The organism is Geodermatophilus sp. DSM 45219, assembly GCF_900104025.1.
Classification (GTDB): Bacteria; Actinomycetota; Actinomycetes; order Mycobacteriales; family Geodermatophilaceae; genus Geodermatophilus.
In genome coordinates this window covers 114,373-132,723 of record NZ_FNIQ01000003.1, presented here as the reverse complement: position 1 = coordinate 132,723, position 18,351 = coordinate 114,373, and the positions used below count along the sequence as shown (strand labels likewise).

Sequence of the window (18,351 nt, the reverse complement as noted above, 5' to 3'; positions counted from 1 at the left end):
CACGAGGACTGACGTCATGGACGGCCTCTCGAGGTCTTCGACGGCACGACGCGTACGCGCGCGTGCCACCCGTGCCGCCTTGGTGGCGGTCATCGCTGCGATCGGGCTGCTCGCCTCCCCCGGGACGGCGCTGGCCGTCGGGGAGGTCACGCCGGTCCTGGACTGCGTGCGCAAGAACACCGACGGCACGTACACCGCGGTGCTCGGCTACACCAACAGGGCCACCGTCCCCATCACGCTGCCCGTGGGCTCGCGGAACCGGGTGGCGCCGTCGTCGCAGGACGGCCGGCAGCCGACCACCTTCCAGCCCGGGACGCAGCGCGGGGCCTTCACCATCACGCTCACCTCGACCGAGTACACGCGGTCGGGCAACTACTGGACCATCGACGGGAAGCTGGCGTACATCGGTCAGGTCCTGGCGCCGAACGCGGCGACCTGCCCGGCGTCCACGGAGCTGCCCGAGGAGGGCAACGGGACCGGTCCGGCCATCGGCCTCGCGGCCGCGGGCGTCGTCGGCGCCGTCCTGGTCCAGCGTGCCAACCGGCGCGCCCGCGCGGCCGCCGAGAGCCGCGGCGATGCGTAGGGTCCTCGCGGTCGGGGCGCACCCCGACGACATCGAGCTGGGCTGCGGCGCCACGCTGCTGGCGCACTCGGCGGCCGGTGACGCCGTCACCATGCTGGTCATGACCGGCGGGGAGAACGGCCCCGGGGACGACGAGGCCATCACCGGCCGGCGGCTCGAGCAGGAGCAGGCCGCCCGCACCCTCGGCGCCGCGCTGCTGTGGGGCGGGCGGCGGGACTGCACCGTCACCCCCGACGCCGCCACCGTCGCCGTCGTCGAGCGGGCGATCAAGGAGGTCGACGCCGACGTCGTCTACGTGCACGCCCCCGACGACAGCCACCAGGACCACCGCGCCGTCGCCGCTGCGACGCTCTCGGCGGCCCGCCGGCTCTCCCGGGTCCTGCACTACCAGAGCCCCTCCACGCTGACGTTCGCCCCGACCACGTTCGTCGACGTGACGGCCTACCTGTCGGGCAAGCTCGCCGCGCTCGGCGCGCACGCCTCGCAGGTGGAGATGTCGGCCATGGTCGAGCCCGACGCCGTCGTGGCCTCCGCCCGGCACTGGGGCGCCCAGGCCCGGATCGGCTACGCGGAGGCCTTCGCGCCGACCCGCATGGTCATCGACCTGATGCCCACGCCCCGGCGCGCGGCCGCGGAGGTCCCCGAGGCCTACCGGCTCACCCTGTCGGCCTCGCTGGCGGCCACCACCCGCTGACGAGGTCCTGCACGAGCCCGGTGGTCCGGGCCGGTCCCTGCCGGCCCGGCCCACCGGGCTCGTCGCTGTCTGCGCCCCGATCCTCCGGCCGGTCTCGTCGCCTCCTCGTCTCGCTGCCCGCTGCCCGCCGCCGCCTGCCCTCTGCCCTCTGCCCTGGTCGTCCCTCGTGGCCGCTGACCTGCCTGCGGTTCCCGCACGCCGCTGAGCTGCAGGTTCGTCTTGTTCTGGTCGCTGATCGAACGTATGATCGAACACATGGACGGCGGGACGCAGACCAGCGCGGCGGCCGTCGTGGCGCCGACGGTGGGGTGGGCGTCCGGGCCGTTGGGTGAGGTGCAGGCCGCGTCGCGGGAGATCTCCCGGCAGACGGCGGTGCGGGCGCGGGCGTTGGCGGCGTTCGCCGAGACGCGCCCTGCGTCGACCGACCGCCAGCAGGGTGAGCGTGGGGCGATGTCGGCCGAGCGGTGGGCGGCACGGGCGGAGGTGTTGCGGCCGGTGAGCGAGTGGGCCGCGCAGGAGCTGTCCATCGCGCTGGGCATCACCACGCAGACGGCCGAGCGGGAGCTGGAGCTGTCGCGGACGCTGGTGACCCGGCTGCCGCGGGTGCTCGACGCGCTGGAGTCCGGGCTGCTGCACCCGCAGCACCTGTGGTGCCTCGTCGAGCACGTCGCCCCCATCGCCGACGACGGGCTGCGGGCCCGGGTCGAGGGCGAACTGCTGGCCTGGATGGCCGCCCGCACCCGTGTGACCACCCCGGCGGCGCTGGGGGACCGGGTGCGCCGGGTGGTTGCCAGGCACAACGCCCGCGACGCCGCCCGCGATCTGGCCCGGGCACTCAGACAGCGGGGGATCTCGCTCCGCCCGGAGCGCACGACGGGCATGTCCGCGGTGACCATCGTGTGCACCACCCCGGAGGCACAGGCCCTCTACCGGGCACTGTCCGCGTACGTCGACGCCCTGGATGCCGATCCGTCCGACACCCGCTCCCGGGGGCAGAAGCTGGTCGACTGCCTGATGGACCTCGTGCTTCGACCGGGGGAGAGCGACCTGGCGCCGGTGCAGGCACTGCTGACCCTGGTCGCTCCGTTGCAGACCGCCCTCGGTGGGGACGCGATCGGTGAGGTGGACGGCAAGCCGGTGACTGCGGGGATGGCCCGCCGACTGGTCCGCGCCTTCGCCGGCCTGGACCCCGTGGCCACCGGCACGCCTGACGCAGGCACTGCTGCCGCACCCGATGGAGCCGTCACCAGCACTGCCCCGACGGCTGACGGCCCGACTCCGCCGGCCACCGCCGCGCATGCTCGCTGCACCGACGGCGAGCCGGTCGACACCGAGGGCGGCCTGATCGAACGAGCGATCGCGCGACTGCACGGCGCGGAGTTCGACCGCTGGCTCGACGACCTGGTGCGCGAGGCCTTCGGCGAGGGTCCCGCACCCGGCGACGCCGGCTGGTCGCCCGGAGCCCCGCCCGACCCGCCCGACCCCCCGAGCGGGGCACCGGACCGCGGCCCCACACCGCAGACCTCGACGACACGGGCGGCCCGGCCGACCTCGACGCCATGCCTCCCCTGCGTGGCGGCTGGTGGGCCGCGGCCGACCGGGCGGTGGACGAGGCCGGGGACGCGGTGCACACCGCTCGTCTGGCCCTGGGGGCCGCTGAGCGGATGCTGCGCACCGCGCAGCGCGCCGACGCCGCCGACGAGGCCGCCTGGCGGGGCGATGCGGCCGGGCGGGTCGACGCCGCCACCGACGCCCTCACCGCGCTCGCCGCGGCCGCGGACAGCCAGCGCGAGGAGCTGGCCGCGCTGCTCATGGCGACCGGGGGTGGCGGGCTGGCCGACCGGCCGCGCATCGCGCTCACCGACGCGGTCAGCGGCGCACTGCTGGCGCTGACCGACCTGCCCGAACTGCGCCGGACCGGTACCTGCGGCCGCCTCGCGTGCCGTCGCGACCCCCAGGCCTGCGATCACGACCTCACCGGCCGCCCCGGCCTGGGTGCTCCCGGCCCCAGCGACGGTCACCGGCCCGGCGATCCGCTCGACCGGTTCGTGCGGGCCCGGGACCGGCGGTGCCGCTTCCCTGGCTGCCGCCGCCGTGTGCCCAGGGGCGGCGAACTGGACCACGTGCGCCGCTACCCGGACGGACCGACGGCGGCAGGCAACCTGGCCGGCTTCTGCAGCACCAACCACCGCGGCAAGCACCAGGCACCGGGATGGGCCTACGCCATGCAGGCCGACGGCACGCTCACCGTCACCACGCCCACCGGCCTCACCGCCGTCACCGAACCCCCGCCCTACTGAGCCATCCCACGCCGCTCAGCGAGGCAGGGGCGGGAGCTGCCCACGTGCATCGAGGCCCCGACCCGGCGATCCGGGTCGGGGCCTCGCACGCGGTCAGGGTTCAGGCGGTCCGGATGGCGGCGCGGACCTGGTCGACCAGGCTCGAGGGGATGTCGGTGAGACCGTGGTCGTCGCGGGCGTGACCCGCGACCGCGGCGAGGATCTCGTCGTCGGTCGGCGCGGTGAACGTCCGGCCGCACGAGGGGACGACGTCGCCACACGCGAACTGCTTCATGGACTTACCTCCTGGGGTGGGGGAGAGACCGTCGTCCGGCGGACGGCGGGGGTCGGTCAGCCGGCGCGCGCCGCGGCCAGCTGCAGCAGCAGCCGTTCCACGCGGACGATGCCGAGGGCGGCGCCGTGCGCGTCGACGCACACGACCGGGTCGAACCGGGTCTCCTCGGGCCGCGCGGCCACCCGGTGGGCGACCTCGCTGAGGCCCGCAGACGCGGGGACCCGCAGGCTCACCGGCGCACGGCGGTGGCCGGGCGGGTCGTCCCCGCGGCGGTGCGGCACGAGCAGCCAACGCGGGTGGCCGAACTCGTCGACCTCCACACCCAGGGCGCCGGGCGGTGTCTCGCCGTCCCGGACGACCAGCACCGGCTCGGCCAGGCCGGCCACGTGGTCGGTCAGCAGGGCCTGTGCGGCCTGGTGCCGCAGCCGGTCGCGGACGGCGGGGTCCAGCTGCGCCCACGGCGGACCGGGCCGTCCCAGCAGCCAGCCCTGTCCGAGCGGGACCCGGAGCCGCTGGAAGGCCTGCAGCTCGCCCCACGTCTCGATGCCCTCGGCCAGCAGCCACGCGTCGATCCGGCCGCCGAACTCCCCGAGCATCTCGACCAGGGCCAGCTTGACCTCGTCCCCGTCGACGCCGCAGACCAGCGCCCGGTCGAGCTTGATCAGCTGCGGCCGGAACTGGGTGATCTGCTGCAGTCCGGAGTACCCCGAGCCGGCGTCGTCCAGGGCCAGCAGGGCCCCTCGGGCGCGCAGCCGATCGCGCAGGTCCACCAGCGGGCGCAGGTCGCCGACGGCCTGGTGCTCGGTCAGCTCCAGGACCAGCGGCGCCAGGTCGTCGACGGCCAGCAGCGGCTCGGACAGCTCCGGCTGGGTGAGCAGGTGCGGGCTGACGTTGACGGTGAGGAAGCAGTCGGGCGGCAGCGTGGGCAGGACGGCGAGGGCCTCCCGGACGACGACCGCCTCGAGCTCCGCCCCGCGGCCGACGGCGTCCGCGGCGGCGAACCACAGGTCCGGCGGGTGCTCGCTCCGCCGTCCGTCCGGGGTGGAGAAGCGGGCCAGCGTCTCGTAGCCCGCGATCGCGCCGCGCTGCAGGTCGACGATGGGCTGGAACACCAGCCGCAGCAGCGACGGGTCGGCGAAGACGGCGGCGAGCCGGTCGTCCCAGTCGCTCGCCGTGACGTCGCCGCGCGCGGGCAGGGACACGGACACCCCATCCCATCGGCACGTGTCCGCGCTGGACCCACTCCAGCGACGTCCGGGACGCGCACTTTCCCCCCAACAGGGGAGGGCGGCTGCCCCCTGCGGGGAAGAGCGGCGCACGAGAGGGCTCTCAGACGGCTCTCACCGCCGGTTGGGGCGGGACGAGCACGGTGCAGGTGTGCGATCCCGACTGCGCCGGCACGCGGCCCTCGTCCTGCGCGCCGCGGTGGCCGCCGTCGCGGTCGTCGGCATCGCGGCCTGGACAACGCTGCGCCCGGCGTCCACCGAGGGCGAGCCGCTACCCTGGCCCATCCAGGTCGCGACGGTCCCCGGCCCGTCGATCGAGACGCGGCCGAGCCCGGCACCGGCGCCGGACGTCCAGCCACCCCCGGAACCCGCTCCCGCACCGCCCGTTGCCCCTTCCACCAGCCAGTACGCGCCGGTCGAGGCGGGGGCCTCGACCTGGGCGGTCTGGGGCGGTGCTGCCTGCAGATCGCGCTCGCCGCCGGGTGTGCCGCCGTCCCCACCTGGTGGGCGGCCCGGGCCGTCCACGGGCTGCTCGCCGTGCCGGTGGCCGTCCTGGCCTGCCAGATCGTGTACCTGCGGCTGCCGCGGCTGCTGCGGTCCGCGGAGCTGGTCGGGCTCGGCGCGGTGCTACGCGGGCTGCTGCCCGGACGGTGAGCGTCGCACCAGCACGACCGGGGTGCCCGACGTCCCCTGGCCCATCGGGTTGTCGCCCAGCGCGGTGAGCAGCTCCTCGGCCGGCAGCGCCGCCGAGGACACCGCCCGCACCGACCCACCGCGGTCGTTGACGTCGACGACCGCCACTCCGCAGCCCAGCCGCTCCTGCCAGGCCTGCGCCAGGCGGCGGGCGACCCGTGGCTCCAGCGGCGGCAGCGGCAGGTCCGGGTACGGCGGGCGCAGCCCGTCCAGGTCCCGGGCGAAGGTGCCGGCCAGCCGGTAGAAGGCACCTCGGTGCTCGAGCGGGCGCAGCAGCCCGGCCGAGAGCGCGGCGGCGAAGACCCGCACGCGGCCCTGCCGCTCCACCACCAGCTGCATCTTCTCGGGGGTCGACAGCCCGCGGCTGTCGCCGACGAGCTGCACGTGGCGGGCCAGGAACCGCGCCCGGCGGCCGGCCGCGACGGTCGAGCGCCGCACCGCGCGGTGGGTAAGCAGGACGGCGACCTTCTCGCTCACCGCGACCGTGTCGGTGCCGCGCTGCAGCTCCACCGTGCAGGCGTCGAGCACCGCGACGAGGTCGTCCCCGGGCTGCAGCCACCGGGTCCGGACCGGGTGCCGGCGCCACGTGCCGGTGCGGTCCCACACCGTGGACCAGGCCCCTCGTCGGCCATGCGCCGCTGCCTCCCCGCCGTCGTGTGCACGACAGCGAGGGTGGGGCGCCGACCGGCGGGACCGGATATGACGTGGATGAGAGAACTGCCATGCGGACACGCCGGTCACCGGGGGTGCCTGCCGCCGCGAGGGGTAGGGGCCCGGTGAGCGGTCGCGCAGTCCCGCGTGACCCCGACGGAGGGAGATGCCGTGCCCGAGGTACCGCAGCCGGTCACCGACAACAGCGTCAAGGTCCGCCAACTCAGCCACTACCAGTTCAGCTGGGTGGCCGGGGAACCCGGTAAGCCGGGTACCTACACCCTGCAGCTGGTCCTGGACCAGGGGGCGTGGGAGGAGGTCCTCACGCTGGACCCCGACGACGCGGACAACCTGCAGGACCTGCTGGCCAACACCGGCACGGTGCACTACGACATCGAGCGCCGGGTCCTGATGTTCGGCGTCACCCCCGCCGGGAGCTGACCCGGAGGACTCCGGGCCGGCAGACGGTCAGGCGTCGGGGGGCGGGGCGAGCCCTGTGGTGGCCCCGCCCCCTCGCCATGGCCCCGCCCGTAGGCGTGGAACCGGTCAGGTCACCACCTGGCGCCCTGCCCGGCGGACTGGGCCTGCAGCAGGGCGATCACCCGCGGGTCGGCCAGCGCGGTCCCCAACTGCTGGATCAGTGCGGCCTCCTGCGTCACCGGCGGGCCGGCGGAGAACGGCAGCAGGGTGCCCAGTGCGCTGCCCAGCTGCTGCCCGAGGCCGGCCTGGCCGAGCAGCCCGCCACCGAGGCCGCCGAGTGCACCGCCGAGCTGCTGGCCGATGACACCCTGTGGGGCCATCTGGGGCCCGGTCCCCTGGGGTGCCACGGCTCCCGTGCCGCCTCCGACGGGAGCCCGCGGCGACGGCGGCACGAACGCCGCGGCGCCTCCCTGGGCGGCCGCTGCGGCTCCGCCCGGGACGAGGGTGTCCTCGAACCCGGCCAGGGTCGGCAGTCCCGCACCGGTGCGGTCGGCGCCGAAGGGCAGCTGCTGGCACATCGACCGCAGGATGCTGAAGAGTCCGGCGACCCGCGCCTGGTTGCGCTCGCGGAGTTGGCTCCGGAAGACGGGGTGGTGTGCCAGCAGGAGCGCTGCCAGACCGGTCACGTGCGGTGCCGCCATCGACGTACCGGACTGGCTCTCGAACGCCCCACCGGGAACCGTCGAGATGATCCCCACTCCCGGAGCGCAGACGGTGATCTCCGGGCCGTGACAGGTGAACGTGGGGGAGAACACCCCGTCGGCCGCCAGGTACTGCGCCCGGAAGGTGGAGCTGTCCCACGTGTTGGGCCGGACCTCCTGCAGATCGCCCACCGCCGCGACAGCGATGGCGTTGGGCGAGCGTGCGGGGAACTTGACCTCGTCCCCGGAGTTGCCGGCCGCCACGATGCAGACGATGCCGTTGAGCGCGGCGGCCGCCAGCGTGTCCTCGACGGCCGGGTTGTTCTCGTCGCCGCCGAGGCTCATGTTCACGACGTCGATCTGGTGGTCGATGCAGTAGTCCAGGGCGTCGATGAGGCCGTCGTACCGCCCGCCCGGGAACACCTTGAGGACGTGGACCTCGGCCTCCGGGGCGAACCCGCGCAGCTGGCCCTCGGTCGAGCGCGCAGCGATCACACCCGCACAGTGCGAGCCGTGCCCCACCAGGTCGTTCGTCCAGCCGTTCGGGGGGTTCCCCTCGCCCAGGTCGCGACCCAGCCGGATGTGACCGAGGAGGGGGTGGGTGTTGTCGGCGCCCGAGTCGACGATCGCGATCTTCACGCCCTCCCCGTTGATCCCGGCAGGGAGGCGGTCCAGGCCCATCAGCCGCTGACCCCAACCGAACTGCATGGAGGTGGGGAAGCCCTCCACCGTCTCCCCGAAGGACTGGAGCCGGATCACGTTCGTGCTGCCGTCCGACAGCGTCGGTTCGGTGAGGTAGAGGTCCCAGTACCCACCGCCGGGCTTGACGACGAAGAGCGAACGCGCGGGCCGGTCGCCGAGCGTGTGCAGGGGCAGGGTGAGCTCCCCCTTCTGGTCGGTCAGCCCCTGCTGGGGGACGGTGTCCCCGCCGAGGGTCACCGTCGCGCCGGCCAGGGGTCGGTCGGCCTCGCCGAGGACCCGGAACCGGATCTGCTTGGGTCGGACCGCCCCCAGGGCGAGCAGGGCGCTGATGGGCGCCGAGTCGCCGACGGCGCTGACCAGCGCGCCGTACTGGAGGCGGGCGTTCTCACCGATCGTGAGGTTGGGCGCGGTGGCCGCGATCAGCTGGGCCCGCTCCGGCTCCATGTTCGTCACGAGGATGTCGGTCGCCTCGCCCGAGGAGGCCCCGAAGGTCGCCAGGGTGCGGCGGGGGCGCTTGATCCGCTTGACCACGTCGAGGCCCATCGAGTCCACCGTGGCGTTCAGCAGCCCCGCGGCCATCGGGCGGACGCCCGCGGCATGGGCGGTCAGCCCCGGCCGCGGTGCCATCAGGTACTGGCGGATGGGCGGGCCGACCCGTACCTCGCCGCCGTCCGCCGCCGGCGCCGGCGCGCCGCCGCCGTTCGCCGGGGGTCGACTGCCACGGCCTTCCGACTGGGGCATGGGGGATCCTCCTCCACAAAGGGCCGCGACTCCTACGTCGTGCCGTATGGGTTGGGTTCAGCCGTACAGGTTGAGTTCACTGTTCGGAGTGATCTGGTACTCGGTCCCCACTTGCTGTGCCAATGTCTCGGCAACGGCCGGGGGCGCCTCGAAGACGACGTAGCGCGAGTGGACCTTCTTGATGGTCACGCCGGCCATGTGCTCGGCCGCCGCCAGGAATCCACCGAATCCCTCGTCGCCGGCCCCATCTCGTCTGTCGGTCACGATGTACTGCTGGGGGTCCACGAGATCCTTCTCCTCACGATGGCGGAACGGACGTCCGAGCTTGGCCGGGGATGCGGTGCGACCGGTAGAGCGACGTGCCGCACCGCATCCCGTGCGCTCCCGTCACGGGAGCTCTGCCTGGAGCGGGTCCCCATGGGGGTGATCCGCCGATCCGTCCCATCCGCCGCCGTGCCGCTGCCGTCGCTCACCGAGCCATCTGCAGCCCCGCGGAGAACGGCAGCAGGCTGCCCAGGGTGCTGCCGAGCTGCTGACCGATGCCGGACTGGCCGAACAGGCCACCGCCCAGACCGCCCAGTGCGCCGCCGAGCTGCTGACCGAAGGCACCCTGCGGGGCCATCTGCTGCTGCGGGCCGGCGCCGAAGGGCAGGATGCTCGTGGTGGGGCTCCCGATGCCTCCGGAACCGAGGGGCTGCTGGCTCAGGTGCTGGATCAGATCACTGAGCGGAGTGGACTGGCCACTGAAGATCCCCTGCGGGGCCATCTGCTGCTGCGGGCCGCCGGAGAAGGGCAGCAGGCCGCCGGCGATGCCGCCGATGGTGCTGCCGAGACCGCTGTCCCCGAACGCGCCGCCGAGCGCTCCGCCCAGGGCGCTGCCCAGCGCGCCGCCAAAGATGCCCTGCGGGGCCATCTGCTGCTGGGGGCCGGCGGCGAAGGGCAGCAGGTTGCCGAGCACGCTGCCCAGCTGCTGGCCGAGGCCGGCCTGGCCGAGCAGGCCGCCGCCGAGGCCGCCGAGGGTGCCGCCGAGCTGCTGGCCGATGGCGCCCTGGGGGGCCATCTGCTGCTGGGGGCCGGCGGCGAAGGGCACCAGGCTGCCCAGCAGCTGACCGATCGCCCCTTGGGGGGCCATCTGCTGTTGGGGGCCGGCGGCGAAGGGCAGCAGGTTGCCGAGCACGCTGCCCAGCTGCTGGCCGAGGCCGGCCTGCCCGAGCAGGCCGCCGCCGAGGCCGCCGAGGGTGCCGCCGAGCTGCTGGCCGAGCGCCCCCTGGGGGGCCATCTGCTGCTGTTGCGGGCCGGCGTAGAAGGGCAGCAGGTCGCCGAGCACGCTGCCCAGCTGCTGGCCGAGGCCGGCCTGCCCGAGCAGGCCGCCGCCCAGGCCGCCGAGCGCCCCGCCGAGCTGCTGGCCGATGGCGCCCTGGGGGGCCATCTGCTGTTGGGGGCCGGCGGCGAAGGGCACCAGGCTGCCCAGCAGCTGGCCGATGGCGCCTTGGGGGGCCATCTGCTGTTGGGGGCCGGCGGCGAAGGGCAGCAGGTTGCCGAGCACGCTGCCCAGCTGCTGGCCGAGGCCGGCCTGGCCGAGCAGGCCGCCGCCGAGGCCGCCGAGGGTGCCGCCGAGCTGCTGGCCGATGGCGCCCTGGGGGGCCATCTGCTGCTGCTGGGGGCCGGCGGCGAAGGGCACCAGGCTGCCCAGCAGCTGGCCGATGGCGCCCTGGGGGGCCATCTGCTGCTGCTGGGGGCCGGCGGCGAAGGGCACCAGGCTGCCCAGCAGCTGACCGATCGCGCCCTGGGGGGCCATCTGCTGTTGGGGGCCGCCGGAGAACGGCAGCAGGCTGCCGAGCAGCTGACCGATGGCGCCCTGCGGGTCCATCTGCTGCTGCTGCTGCTGCTGCGGGCCGGCGCCGAAGGGCAGCAGGCTGCCGAGGGCGCCGCCGAACTGCTGGCCGAGCCCGGACTGGCCGAGCAGGCCGCCGCCGAGGCCGCCGAGGGTGCCGCCGAGCTGCTGACCCAGCGCGCCTTGGGGCGCCAACTGAGGTGCGGTCATCTCATTCCTCCTGGAGTCCGACCCCGTGATTTACCGGATGGGGCCTCTGCGTCGGTTGTTGCGGTGCGGCCGTGCCGTGTGCTCCCGCCCTGGGGATCTCGCCAGGACTGGCGACCGGTCCTGTGGTCTCGCTCTGGTGCTGCTCCGGTCGGGTCCCGCGCCGGCTGAGGCGGATGGGTCCGCCGGCGCTGGAGCCGGTGGCGGTGCAGTTCCGCGGGGACGAGGCGAAGAGTCCCCCAGGCGGCGCTTCGGCGGCGTCGCGTCCTCGTCTCGTGGGCGTCGCGAGGGCGTCTCAGGACCGTCTCGACCGACGACCGTCCGAGCGCTGGTGAGAGGAGAGGACGTCCACGTGACGGGCTGTCCCGTCCGCGTCAACGTGCCCGTGCAGATCCGGCCTGCAGCTGGTGTCCTGGCACGACGAACCGGACAGCCTCACCGAGGGCCAGTGACAGCTGGCGATCCGGAGCGACACGGAGCTCCCGCCACAGCAGGCTCTCGAACCGCCGGTACAGGCGGAGCGCCTCGGCGGTGTTCCCCTCCCTGACGTGGATCTCGATCAGCAGGCGCGTGGCGCTCTCGCGCAGCGGGTCGAGAGCGATCGCGGCCATCACCCGCTCGGTCGCCTCGACGAGCCGTCCTCGGGCCAGGAGGCACTCGGCCTGCTTCTGGAGGGCGTTGAGCTGGACCAGCCGGAGCTCCTCCCGCACACCGACGAGCCACGGGTCCCCCCAGCCGGGGAGCAGCTCCTGGTTCACACCCGCCGGGCTGTCGTCGAGGGGCTGGTCAGCGGCCAGGGACGCGCGGCACCACGCCCGCACGTCGTCGAGGTCGACGTGGACGTCCTCGGCCAGGTGCAGCATCTCGCCCCTCCGGACCAGCAGCCCCGGCACATCACGATGCAGCCGCCACAGGACCGTGCGGAGGTCGGCGAGGGCGCGAGCCCTGGTGAGGTCCGTCCAGAGCCGCCCCGCCGCTTCCTCTCGCGCGAGGGGACCCTGGACCGCGACAAGGGCGACCAGGCGCCGCGCGGAAGGGCAGACCTGCACGGGCTGTCTCCCCCGGCGCACCAGGAAGTGGCCCATCAGGGACAGGTGTGACCGGGCTGTCGCGTGGTGTCCCAACTGGCTCTCCCCCCGCGGTGGGCCGGAGCCGGCGCCGGCCGGCCCGCCGCAGTGACCCGGGTTCCGTGGTGGAGCCGCCCGTGCCGGCAAGCGGTGCCAGGAGCGCGGGCACGGCGACGACCCACTGCTTGTCGGACCGGAGTCTCGGCGGCGCCCGTCACGAGATCGTCACCTCCGGACGACCCGTGAGGCGGGGGCTGGTGCACGGAGACCGCACCGACCCCGGCGAGACGGGCGGTGGATCACCGTGCCGTGGACAGCCGTGCCCACGCAGAGGTGAGCGGCTCGTCGGTGGCCGGAGGAGCGGGCCGCACCGGGCTGCACCTCGTCCGGGACCGGCGGTTCACAGGCCCAACGCCCTCCAGGTGTCCGAGCCGACCACGCCGTCGACGGCGAGGTCCTCCCGGCGCTGGAACTCCCGCACGACCTCGTCCGTGGCCGGGCCGAAGTCCGCGTCGACGGTCAGCGTGGAGTACTCCGGGTGCTGGAGGTTGAGCGTGCGCTGCAGCAGCTCGACCGCCTCCCCCTTGCTGCCCATGCGCAGGGTCGGGCGGCCGGTGACCACCGGGGCGGGCGCGGGCGCGGTCCCCCCGGCGATCTCGGCCCAGACCCGGTCGACCGTCCCTTGATCACGGTTGATCTCGAAGTGCATGGGGTCGGTGCGCCCCGAGTAGTTCTCGCCCCAGCGGATGCAGCCCTCGTAGAGCTGCAACTGCGTCTGCACTGCGGCGACCTGGGCGGCCGACAGGTTGATGCTGGCCCGGCTGCCCAGCGGCCACCTGGTGGCGTTGAGATCGACCGCAGTGCCCGACGCGTGGTTGCTCACGTCGGAGGAGTCGCGCACATTGCGTTCCGCGTAGCCCCAGTCGTCCAACCGGCCGGCGTCGATGTCCTGGACTTCGGCGTCGAACCAGTTGGCGAAGTGTTGGAGCATCGCCCCGGTGGAGCCCTTGCGCAGGGTGACCCTGGTCCTGCCCGACGAGCCGATCGCGTAGGACTGGACGATCGTCCGGTCGTTGGCCGAATAGCCGTTCTGTGAGGCGACCATCGATGACTCCTCGTCCAGTCACGGATGTCCTCGGGCCGAGCGGGCCGCTCGTGGGGGCGCGATCACCGGGTGTCCGTTCCCGTTGTGCTGGGGATCCGCTCCGCCCGTGGAGACGCGGCACAACGTAGGGGGACGGGCGTCACGAGCCCGTCATCGCTGCATCACCACCCCGCGCCACCGGCGCCAGGTGGTCGCCGGCGGCGCCACGGCCGCCCCGTCGCCCTCGGGCCGAGCGGTCACCGCCGCCGCGAGCGGAACCAGCCGGGCACGCGACGAGGCCCCGTCGACGCGCTGGCGTCGACGGGGCCTCGTCGTGGTGTGCTGGGGATCAGACGCGGCGGTCGGTGTCCCGGACGCCGTCGACCTCGATCTCCTCCTTGCGGAGGTCCGCCGAGACCGTCTCCTGGTCGGTGACGGTCTCCTTGTCCAGGCGGATGCGCTCGACCGGCACGGCCTCCTTGGCCACCACCGGGCGCTCGGCGTGGAGGGTGACCTCGTGCTCCTCCTCGGAGATGGCCGGCCCGTCCATGGCGTTGCCCATGTTGGCGTCGGTGATCGGCTCGCGGGAGACCCGGACCTCCTCGTGCGAGACCGGCACGGTCTCGGTCACGTTCTCGGTCACGACGTACTTGCGCAGCCGGGCGCGGCCGGCCTCCTCGGTGCGGGTGCCCACACTCAGGCGCTCCTCCGAGCGGGTCATCGCGTTGTCCGTGGTGGGGCCGGAGGTGTCGCGACCGACGACGCCGGGCTCACCCACGTGGTCGGTCCGCCCACCGGTGCCGGCCAGGCCCGCGGTCCCGGCGGTCGTCGTGGTGTCCGTGACGGTGGTGTCCGTGCCCGAGCCGAGGCCGTAGTAGCGGTAGAGCTCCTGCTCCTCCTGCGGCGACAGGTGCCCGTCGGCGTCGACCTTCGGGGCGTCCTTGATCTTGGACTTGTCGTAGGGGAAGCGCAGCTGGCTGCCCGAGAGGTCGGCCTGGGCGAGCGGCACGAAGGTCTCCTTGGTGCCGAACAGGCCGGTCTGCACCGTCGCCCACTCGGGGCGGCCGGTCTCGTCGTCGAGGTAGACCTCGCCGACCTTGCCGAGCTTGTCGCCGTCCGCGTCGACCGCGGTGGTGCCGATGACCTGCTGGATCTGCTGCTCGCTGATCATGCTGCTCCTGTCGAGTGTCGGGGAGGGCTGCGGGTCCGCAGCCGCGTCCAGGCGCTCCGTCGTGCGGTGCGCTCGGGGATCTGGTGCCCAGGATGCTTACGTCGTAAACACGCTCGTGCGGGGTAGTGCGGGGATCCGGGACTGCTCAGTCGGCGCGGGCCGGCGTACAACAGGTGCCGGGGCGGCGCGACGGCGGGAGGCACGAGGTGGTCGACGAGGCCGGGCTGCCTGCTCGGGTACCCGTGGAGAAGCGGTCGCACACCGACGCGGTGAGATCGGGGACGATCCGTACCCCGCTCGACCGGCGGCGGGTGCTCACCGCGGCCATCGAGTTCATCGACCAGCACGGTCTCGAGGCGCTCACGATGCGCCGGATGGGTGCCCACCTCGGCGTCGAGGGGATGGCGCTGTACCGGCACGTCACCGGCCGCGACGACCTGCTCGACGGCGTGGTGGAGCTGGTCATCGACGAGCTCTACGGCGACCCGGACGTCTACCTGGCGCCCAAGCACGGCTGGCAGGACTACCTGCAACGGCTCGCGCACGGCGTCCGGCGGATGGCCATCGCGCACCCGGCGGTCTTCCCGCTCATCGCCACCCGGCCACCGGCCGCCCCGTGGGTGCGCCCACCGCTGCGCAGCCTGCGCTGGCTGGAGTCCTTCCTCGACGCGCTCACCGGTCACGGCTTCAGCGACGAGGCGGCGGTCGCCGCCTACCGGGCCTACACGAGCTTCCTGCTGGGGCACCTGCTGCTCGAGGTCTCCCAGCGCGGCGTGCCGATCAGCCCGCTGGACGACCCCGACGCCTCACCCACCCCCGAGGACCACTCGCTGGTCCAGTACCCGCACGTGCGCCGGCTGGCCCCGCTGCTGGCGGAGGACGAGTCGACCGCAGAGTTCGAGGAGTCGCTGGAGAACCTGCTCGAGCGCCTGCAGCGGTTGCTCCGGGAGTCACTCCGTCCGGGCCCTGCGACCTGAGCTCCGGCCGCTCAGCCCGCGACGACGTCGAACAGCTCGACCATCCCGGTCAGGCGGAGCACCTGCAGCACCGCCCGCGAGGGGCTGCGCAGCTCCGGCCGCCCACCGGCGGCGCGGTGCGCCTCGGTCTCGCGCAGGAGCATGGCCACCCCGGAGGAGCTGAGGAAGGTCGCGGCGGAGGCGTCCACGGCCACGACGGCGTCCTGCGGCCCGGCCGCCCCGCGGTCGCGGTCCCAGGAGGCGACGGTCCCGGCATCGACCTCGCCCAGCAGGTGCAGGACCAGGCCGCCGTCCGCGGGCTCCAGCCGGACGGCGCCCGGCGGGTGGGGCGGCACGGCGCTGGGGGTCACTGGTCCTCCGGGGTGAGACGTCGGGTGCGGCTGTTTACAGAGTAAGCCGCGAACGGGCGGGGCGGATCCCGGGCGTCGTGTGACCTCCGGCCGGTCGGTTGCGCGCGACAGAGTTGGACGCCGATACTCCAGGCCGCCCGTCGAGGGCCCCGGACGTGGTGGCCGGGCCGCCGGGCGCGAGAGGGCAGTGTGGACAGACCGCTGGAACCGATGCTCCTGGACCAGGCCGAGGCCGACCGGCTGCGGGGCGAGCTGGCCATCGAGGCGGCCGGCATCGGGACGTTCGACTGGGACCTGGTCACCGGCGAGCTGTCCTGGGACGAGCGCCTGCTCGAGGTCTTCGGCTACGCGGACGGGGGTTTCGACCGGACCATCGAGGCCTTCCTCGCCCGGATCCACCCCGAGGACCTGACCGCCGTGTCGGCGGCGGTGCGGACGGCTGTCGACGAGTGCGGCGACTTCGCCACGGTGTACCGCGTGCGGCTCCCGGACGGGACGACCCGGTGGGTCTCGGCGCGCGGGCGGGTGCTGTGCGACACCGACGGCCGCGCCGCGCGGGTGCTGGGCGCCGCGCACGACGTCTCCGGGCACCCCGCCGCGGGCGGCGGGGTCGCGGCCGTGCTCGAGGCGATGCCGGCCGCCTTCTACTCCCTGGACGGCGACTGGCGCTTCACCCATCTCAACGCCGAGGCCGAGCGCCTGCTGGGCCGGCCTCGCGACCAGTTGCTGGGCGAGTGCCTGTGGGACGCGTTCCCCGCCGCGGTCAACTCCGTCTTCGAGGCGAGCTACCGCAGGGCGGTGGAGACCGGGCGGCCGGTCACCTTCACCGCCCACTACCCCGAGCCGCTGCACGGCTGGTACGAGCTGCGTGCCTGGCCGACCGCCGAGGGGCTGTCGGTCTACTTCCTCGACGTCACCGAGCGGCACCGCGCGCAGGAGGAGGTCCGCCGGGCGGCCGAGCGGCTCGCCGTCGTCGCGCAGGTCGGTCGCGAGCTCGCCGGGACGTCGGTCGCCCAGGTGCTCACCGGGCGGCTGCCGGGGCTGGTCGTCCCGCGGTTGGCCGACGGCTGCATCGTCAGCGTCCTCGACGACCACGGCTCGCCGGCGGCCGTCGGGTCCGCCGCCGCCGATCCCGGGCGGGGGCAGCTGCTGGCGGACTACGCGCGGGCCCGGCTGGCGGCGCTGCAGTCGATCGCCCCGGTCGCCGACGCGCTCCGCACCGGCGAGGCCGTCGTCCTCTCCGGCGCCGAGGCGGTCGACCTGGCCCCCGCCGGCCCGGCCCGGGCCCTGCTGGCCCGGGTGGCGCCGAGGTGGATGGCCTGGCTGCCGCTGCGCGGCCGCGGTCAGAGCCTGGGGCTGATGACCCTGCTGTTCGACTCGCCCGCGCCACCGTCCGGCGCGGACGTCGCCGCGGCCCGGGAGGTCGCCGACCGCGCGGGCCTGGCGCTGGCCACCGCACGGTCCCACCTCCGCACGCGCGAGCTGGCCGAGCAGCTGCAGCGCAGCCTGCTCACCGCGCCGCCCCAGCCCGACCACTGCGAGATCGCCGTCCGCTACCTGCCGGCGACCCGGGCTGCCGCCGTGGGCGGCGACTGGTACGACGCCTTCCTCCAGCGGGACGGCGCGACCACCCTGGTGATCGGGGACGTGGTCGGCCACGACAGCGTGGCGGCCGCGGCCATGGGTCAGCTGCGCGGGCTGCTCCGCGGCATCGCCACCAGCACCGACGCCGGGCCGGCCGGGGTGCTCTCCCGGCTGGACGACTCGATGGCGCTGCTGGCCGTGGACACGCTGGCCACCGCGGTCGTCGCCCGGCTCGAGCAGTCGCCCGGCGAGCTCGCGCGGGAGGTGACCCGGCTGCGGTGGTCGAACGCCGGGCACCCGCCGCCGGTCGTGGTCCGTGCCGACGGCCGGGTCGAGGTCCTCGCGGCCCTGCGGGCGGACCTGCTGCTGGGCGTCGGCACCGGCGGCCCCAGGCAGGAGTCGGTGATCCCGCTGGCGGCCGGTGACACGGTGCTGCTGCACACCGACGGGCTCGTCGAGCGGCGCGGTGACGACCTCGACCGCGGACTGGACCGGCTTCGGGTGGCCCTGGCCGAGCTGGCGGGCCTGCCGCTGACCGAGATGTGCGACGCGCTGCTCGACCGGCTGGTCGGCCGTGTGCAGACCGACGACGTCGCCGTCCTCGCGGTCCGGCTGCACCCGCACGACGGGCCGCGCCCCCCGGAGGCCGGGCCCGGCTCCGTACCCGCCCGGTCCTGAACGCGCCGACGGGCCGGCCCCCACGGGGAGCCGGCCCGTCGTGGTGCGGCGGCGTCGGCCTCGGTCGGGACGGCGGGCGTCACCGGACCCGCGCAGGCTCCTGCTGCTGGCCGTCGTCGTCGGACGGCAGGTGGACGTCGTCGACGGCGGTGTCGACCTCGGTGACCTGCAGCCCGGTCACGCCCTCGACGCGTTGACCACGATGCGATGGAGGCCGGGAGCGCTCGCCGACCCGGGGTCCGGGCGGTCAGGCGGCGGCGCGGTCAGGGCGGGCGGGGAGCGTGTCGTCGAGACCCTCCCGCAGCTCGTCGCCGTGCGCGTCCTCGACCTGCCGGCCGGCCACCTGGGCCGCCCGCGAGCTGCCTCTCCCGGCGCCGGGGGCATGCCGCGGGTCCCCGGCGGGCACCACACGGG

At 74.8% G+C, this 18,351-nt stretch carries 18 protein-coding genes; 7 read left to right on the top strand and 11 right to left on the bottom strand.

The annotated features are described in order from the left end of the window. Window positions 1-82: 82 nt before the first annotated feature. From BLR12_RS09740 to BLR12_RS09725, 4 genes are all read left to right on the top strand, one after another. Complete coding sequence (locus BLR12_RS09740; protein WP_091376989.1) at window positions 83-583, top strand: hypothetical protein; 501 nt, start codon at window positions 83-85, stop codon at window positions 581-583. Next, window positions 576-1,277 carry a PIG-L deacetylase family protein gene (locus tag BLR12_RS09735; protein ID WP_091376986.1) on the top strand — a complete coding sequence of 234 codons (702 nt, stop codon included), beginning with the start codon at window positions 576-578 and terminating at the stop codon, window positions 1,275-1,277. The genes BLR12_RS09740 and BLR12_RS09735 overlap by 8 nt, the downstream gene beginning before the upstream one ends. A 255-nt stretch (window positions 1,278-1,532) precedes the next feature. Next, on the top strand, window positions 1,533-3,170 hold the full coding sequence (locus BLR12_RS25175) for a DUF222 domain-containing protein (RefSeq protein WP_255363402.1): 1,638 nt from the start codon (window positions 1,533-1,535) through the stop codon (window positions 3,168-3,170). Next, window positions 3,089-3,577 carry an HNH endonuclease gene (locus tag BLR12_RS09725; RefSeq protein ID WP_176832452.1) on the top strand — a complete coding sequence of 163 codons (489 nt, stop codon included), beginning with the start codon at window positions 3,089-3,091 and terminating at the stop codon, window positions 3,575-3,577. The genes BLR12_RS25175 and BLR12_RS09725 overlap by 82 nt, the downstream gene beginning before the upstream one ends. A gap of 100 nt (window positions 3,578-3,677) precedes the next feature. On the opposite strand, the gene BLR12_RS09720 is transcribed toward BLR12_RS09725, so the two are convergent. From BLR12_RS09720 to BLR12_RS09710, 3 genes are all read right to left on the bottom strand, one after another. Beyond that, window positions 3,678-3,851, bottom strand: a complete 174-nt coding sequence (locus BLR12_RS09720; protein ID WP_091376981.1) for a DUF1059 domain-containing protein — start codon at window positions 3,849-3,851, stop codon at window positions 3,678-3,680. A gap of 56 nt (window positions 3,852-3,907) precedes the next feature. Then, a complete protein-coding gene (locus BLR12_RS09715; RefSeq protein ID WP_255363401.1) occupies window positions 3,908-5,053 on the bottom strand; it encodes an EAL domain-containing protein in 1,146 nt (381 codons plus the stop codon). A gap of 651 nt (window positions 5,054-5,704) precedes the next feature. Further along, complete coding sequence (locus tag BLR12_RS09710; protein WP_091376978.1) at window positions 5,705-6,376, bottom strand: hypothetical protein; 672 nt, start codon at window positions 6,374-6,376, stop codon at window positions 5,705-5,707. Window positions 6,377-6,592: 216 nt separating this feature from the next. Between BLR12_RS09710 and BLR12_RS09705 the strand changes: the two genes are divergently transcribed. Beyond that, on the top strand, window positions 6,593-6,862 hold the full coding sequence (locus BLR12_RS09705; RefSeq protein ID WP_091376973.1) for a hypothetical protein: 270 nt from the start codon (window positions 6,593-6,595) through the stop codon (window positions 6,860-6,862). A gap of 110 nt (window positions 6,863-6,972) precedes the next feature. On the opposite strand, the gene BLR12_RS09700 is transcribed toward BLR12_RS09705, so the two are convergent. The 6 genes from BLR12_RS09700 to BLR12_RS09675 all read right to left on the bottom strand — a co-directional run bounded on the left by BLR12_RS09700 (window position 6,973) and on the right by BLR12_RS09675 (window position 14,348). Further along, window positions 6,973-8,985, bottom strand: coding sequence for a S8 family serine peptidase (locus BLR12_RS09700; protein WP_091376970.1), 2,013 nt, complete (start codon window positions 8,983-8,985; stop codon window positions 6,973-6,975). Between the two features lie 57 nt (window positions 8,986-9,042). Continuing rightward, window positions 9,043-9,270: a hypothetical protein gene (locus BLR12_RS09695; protein ID WP_091376968.1), complete on the bottom strand. Its 228-nt coding sequence runs from the start codon at window positions 9,268-9,270 to the stop codon at window positions 9,043-9,045. A 184-nt stretch (window positions 9,271-9,454) separates the two neighbouring features. Further along, window positions 9,455-11,029, bottom strand: a complete 1,575-nt coding sequence (locus BLR12_RS09690; protein ID WP_091376964.1) for a hypothetical protein — start codon at window positions 11,027-11,029, stop codon at window positions 9,455-9,457. A gap of 371 nt (window positions 11,030-11,400) precedes the next feature. Beyond that, complete coding sequence (locus BLR12_RS09685) at window positions 11,401-11,889, bottom strand: AfsR/SARP family transcriptional regulator (protein ID WP_176832451.1); 489 nt, start codon at window positions 11,887-11,889, stop codon at window positions 11,401-11,403. Window positions 11,890-12,493: 604 nt separating this feature from the next. Next, window positions 12,494-13,198: a peptidoglycan-binding domain-containing protein gene (locus BLR12_RS09680; RefSeq protein ID WP_091376959.1), complete on the bottom strand. Its 705-nt coding sequence runs from the start codon at window positions 13,196-13,198 to the stop codon at window positions 12,494-12,496. A gap of 328 nt (window positions 13,199-13,526) precedes the next feature. Next, a complete protein-coding gene (locus BLR12_RS09675) occupies window positions 13,527-14,348 on the bottom strand; it encodes a DUF2382 domain-containing protein (RefSeq protein WP_091376956.1) in 822 nt (273 codons plus the stop codon). 206 nt (window positions 14,349-14,554) lie between these two features. Here BLR12_RS09675 and BLR12_RS09670 point away from each other — a divergent pair, with 206 nt between their 5' ends. Next, the gene (locus tag BLR12_RS09670) at window positions 14,555-15,325 is read left to right on the top strand and encodes a TetR/AcrR family transcriptional regulator (RefSeq protein WP_091376953.1); all 771 of its coding nucleotides are present in this window, start codon (window positions 14,555-14,557) and stop codon (window positions 15,323-15,325) included. An 11-nt stretch (window positions 15,326-15,336) separates the two neighbouring features. Here BLR12_RS09670 and BLR12_RS24455 read toward each other — a convergent pair whose 3' ends face one another. Further along, complete coding sequence (locus BLR12_RS24455) at window positions 15,337-15,675, bottom strand: STAS domain-containing protein (RefSeq protein ID WP_176832450.1); 339 nt, start codon at window positions 15,673-15,675, stop codon at window positions 15,337-15,339. Window positions 15,676-15,885: 210 nt separating this feature from the next. Between BLR12_RS24455 and BLR12_RS09660 the strand changes: the two genes are divergently transcribed. Next, complete coding sequence (locus BLR12_RS09660) at window positions 15,886-17,937, top strand: SpoIIE family protein phosphatase (protein ID WP_091376952.1); 2,052 nt, start codon at window positions 15,886-15,888, stop codon at window positions 17,935-17,937. Window positions 17,938-18,184: 247 nt separating this feature from the next. Here the strand turns inward: BLR12_RS09660 and BLR12_RS24450 are convergent, their stop codons facing one another. Next, entirely contained in the window at window positions 18,185-18,343 is a 159-nt protein-coding gene (locus BLR12_RS24450) for a hypothetical protein (RefSeq protein WP_176832449.1), read from the bottom strand. Between the last annotated feature and the right edge of the window lie 8 nt (window positions 18,344-18,351).